The organism is Paenibacillus sp. P4_E11, assembly GCF_056401635.1.
In genome coordinates this window covers 1-3,626 of sequence record NZ_JBFUIX010000247.1, presented here as the reverse complement: position 1 = coordinate 3,626, position 3,626 = coordinate 1, and the positions used below count along the sequence as shown (strand labels likewise).

Genomic DNA, 3,626 nt, shown 5'->3' with positions numbered 1-3,626 from the left:
TTCAGATCCTGCAGCTTTTTGTCAAAATCTTTTCCTACCTTCAGATACGTCTCGGATTCTAACCCGATCGAAGGATCGGAAACACTGATCTTGGCCCGTTCATCAATTACCTTTACGTTTCGATCGTACATATCCTTTGGAACGCCAGTCAGGAATGCGCGAGAATATTTTTCGAACTTCGTGAACATTTGTCCAAGTACGTTGGATGCAACCATATCCTTAGTAGCCTGTTCTGTAGAATTAATAAACCCGTCCTTCTTCGTGTAATGCGTCCCCTCGAATCCGTAGTTAGCGAGATCCGCTCCTTCTTCGGATGTTCCGTAATCCATGAAAGCCAGAATTTGCTTCATCTTCGCTTCAGGCACCCGCTTCGGAATGACGAACATTCCTGCGAACCCGCCTTCTTTAATGGAGAACTTGCCATCTGGTCCAATGAGATAAGTGACGGGGGCGATGTCGGCCTCAGGCACTGCTTTGCGCAGCGGTTCCGCATATTTCCACGTAGCATTCAAAGCGCCGGATGTAGCGCCGGATTTGCCTGTCATGATCAACTCTTCGGTCTGAGTCGATTTGCGAATGGCCAGATCAGGATCGAGCAGCTTTTCCTTGTAAGCTTTGCTCAACCAGAGAAGCGCATCCCGACTACCAGGCTCGAGCGCGGTATGAGCGAGCTTACCATTCTTCAGCTTCCACGTTCCAGCCCCATTATACACCTGCTCCACAAAGGCCAGCCTTCCCATAGATTCCGTTGTGACTTCGCCGGCAAATGGAATCGTATCCGCTTTGCCATTGCCATCCGGGTCCTTCTCCGCAAACGCCTTCAATACGGTGTACAGCTCATCCATCGTTTCCGGCATCTTCAGATTCAGCTTGTTCAGCCAATCCATACGCATCATAGGCAGACCGCCGCCGCCATCCAACGGACGAACCCGTGGAACTCCATAGTTCTTTCCGTAAATGCGGGAGTTCTCCCATGTATCCTTCGGCAGTGCAGATAAGTTTTTATAATCCTTGATATACGGCGTGATGTCCCAGAATGCGCCTTCCTTAGCCATTTGCTTCACCAAGGGAGCGAAGACCGAATTGATCTGCATCATGTCTGGAAGGTCGCCAGCCGCTAAGGTAACGCTTACTTTTTCATCGAAATTGTTTTTGGGAACCCATGTAATCTTCAGCTTCGTGTTCGTGCGCTTCTCGATCTCCTTCAGGATCGGATTGTCAGCAGGCAAGGACTCCGGCGTGAATTGAATTAACATTACGCTGATGTCCGTTGGCGGAGCTGATGCTTTGGGAGTTGGACTTGATGTCCCCTCCTTGCCCGCAACCGTTGGTTCTTCCCCACTCTTCCCGCAAGCGGATGCTACTAGCGCTACTGTCAGCATTAGAGGCGTAATCATTGTCAGCGCTTTCTTCTTGTTTCTCATTTGGCTCACCCTTTCATAGTATAAGCTATATATGACATGAAAGTCTGCCGACGAGCGGCATCCTCTTTCATCCTTTTACAGAGCCGACCATAGCCCCTTTGGCAAAATGCTTCTGCAGGAACGGATAAACAATCATAATCGGTACAGTAGCGATCACGACGGCTGCCATCTTCAACGTCTCGGAAGGAAGCCTCTGCTCCGAAGCCAGCTCTTGGGCTAGATCACCTGAAGCCGTCGATGAAGAATCGATGAGCAATGTCTGCAGCAAGATCTGCAGCGGCCATTTGACCGGATTGTTGATATAAAGCACTGCTGCAAAAAATGTATTCCAGTAGGCTACTGCATAAAATAAACCAAAAGCAGCCATAGCAGGCAGCGAAAGTGGCAAGATGATCCTGAACCAGATGCCGATATCACTATAACCATCAATCGTCGCGGCTTCTTCCAGACTCTCCGGAATACTGTCGAAGAACCCTTTCATCAGGATCACGTACCACCCGCTTGTCAAGGCAGGCAAAATCAGCGCCCATATGCTATTAATGAGTCCAAGATCACGCATCAACAGGTAGGGGGGAATGAGCCCCGGCTGGAATAAGGTCGTCAGCAGGATGAGCATCAGCATCAGCTTGCGGCCGGCCAGTCTTTTACGGGATAGGGCATAAGCTCCAGCCGCTGTGACGACCAAGCTTAGCAACGTACCAACTGTCGCAAGAAATCCGCTAACACTGGAAGCCCGGATGAAGGCATTATTCGACAGTAAATATTGATAGGATTTGAGAGACCAGTGCTGTGGGAACAAGACAAGCCCCTTGGTCAAATACTCATCCGGATCGGTAAATGACACGACGAATACATAATAAATGGGGAAAATCGTGATGATCGATATAATCGCAAGAAGTGTTATGTTCAAGACATTAAAGCTTCGATCTGCTAAACGGGACTTCATAGTCATCCTCCTTCTGATAAGCATCTAGGATCTAATACAAACCTTCTTCACCGAACCGTTTGGCTAATCGGTTCGCACCTATGATCAGCAGTAAACCAACAACGGATTTGAATAATCCCACCGCTGTACTGTAGCTGAATTGTCCTTGGCGAATACCGTTACGGTACACATACGTGTCGAACACTTCTGCAACCTCTGCCACAGCCCCGTTCATCATCAGAAACACTTGTTCGAAACCCGCATCCATCAGATGTCCGATTCTTAGAATCAACAAAATGTAGACCACCCCCCGAATCGCGGGCAGCGTTATATGCCAGGCTTGTCTCAGCCTTCCCGCTCCGTCCATTCGTGCGGCTTCATACAACTGCGTGTCCACACCTGCGATGGCGGCCAAGAATATAATCGTCCCCCACCCGCATTCCTTCCATATGGACTGCACCGTCAAGATTCCCCAGAACGTATTCGGGTTCGTCAGAAAATCAAACTTCTCCAGCCCCGCCATTACCAGCAACTTGTTAAACACACCGTCAGATGACATCAACAGGAAGCAGATTCCGATGATGATGACCCAGGATAGAAAGTGAGGCAAATAGATGATTGATTGCACGACTCGTCTATACTTCTCGCTGCCAAGCTCGTTCAGCATGAGTGACAGCACGATGGGCAGTGGGAAGAAGAAAATCAGGTTCAAAATATTCATAGCCATCGTGTTGCGCAGCAGCAGCCAAAAGTCATCATGCGAGAAAAATCGCTGGAAGTGCTCGAATCCGACCCATGAACTATGCAGCACCCCCTTGACCGGCGAATAGTTCTGAAAGGCGATGATCACGCCCCACATGGGCACATATTTGAAAAGAATGAAGAACGCAATCATGGGAAGCGCTAGGAAATATAAATACTTGTCTCTCTTCATTCTGATCAACAGACTCCGCTTGGAGATCGGAATCGTCTGATCTTGCATCGATTTGGCTGCACGGTTGGGTGGGCTCATCGCAGTTGGTTTCGTGTTCATCTTCTTAGCTCACTTTCTTTGCGAATTGTTAACCCTGACTATACCGACGGCCCGAATTTCCTGCAATCGCACTCTTTTCTTATGACGTTTCCGGGCATAAGAACAATTAAAAAACCGGTCCGCTTCCCGAACGGTGCTCTGGCGTAGGCATTCAGTTGGGCGCGCGGGGAGGGCATGGAAGGAGATTCCGACCGTTGTTGAAATATGGTTCCTATGATTGAATTTTAGCGGTGAGAACAACATT

Annotated in this window: 3 protein-coding genes; all 3 read right to left on the bottom strand. The window is 49.0% G+C overall.

Annotation, left to right across the window (positions count from 1 at the left end; genetic code table 11):
- Nucleotides 1–1,424, bottom strand: a 1,424-nt coding sequence (locus tag AC1DWB_RS32190) for an extracellular solute-binding protein (RefSeq protein ID WP_477545177.1), incomplete at its 3' end; no start/stop codon positions are given.
- Nucleotides 1,425–1,491: 67 nt separating this feature from the next.
- Entirely contained in the window at nucleotides 1,492–2,370 is an 879-nt protein-coding gene (locus AC1DWB_RS32185; protein WP_477545176.1) for a carbohydrate ABC transporter permease, read from the bottom strand.
- 31 nt (nucleotides 2,371–2,401) lie between these two features.
- On the bottom strand, nucleotides 2,402–3,331 hold the full coding sequence (locus tag AC1DWB_RS32180) for an ABC transporter permease (protein WP_477545178.1): 930 nt from the start codon (nucleotides 3,329–3,331) through the stop codon (nucleotides 2,402–2,404).
- Nucleotides 3,332–3,626 lie beyond the last annotated feature (295 nt).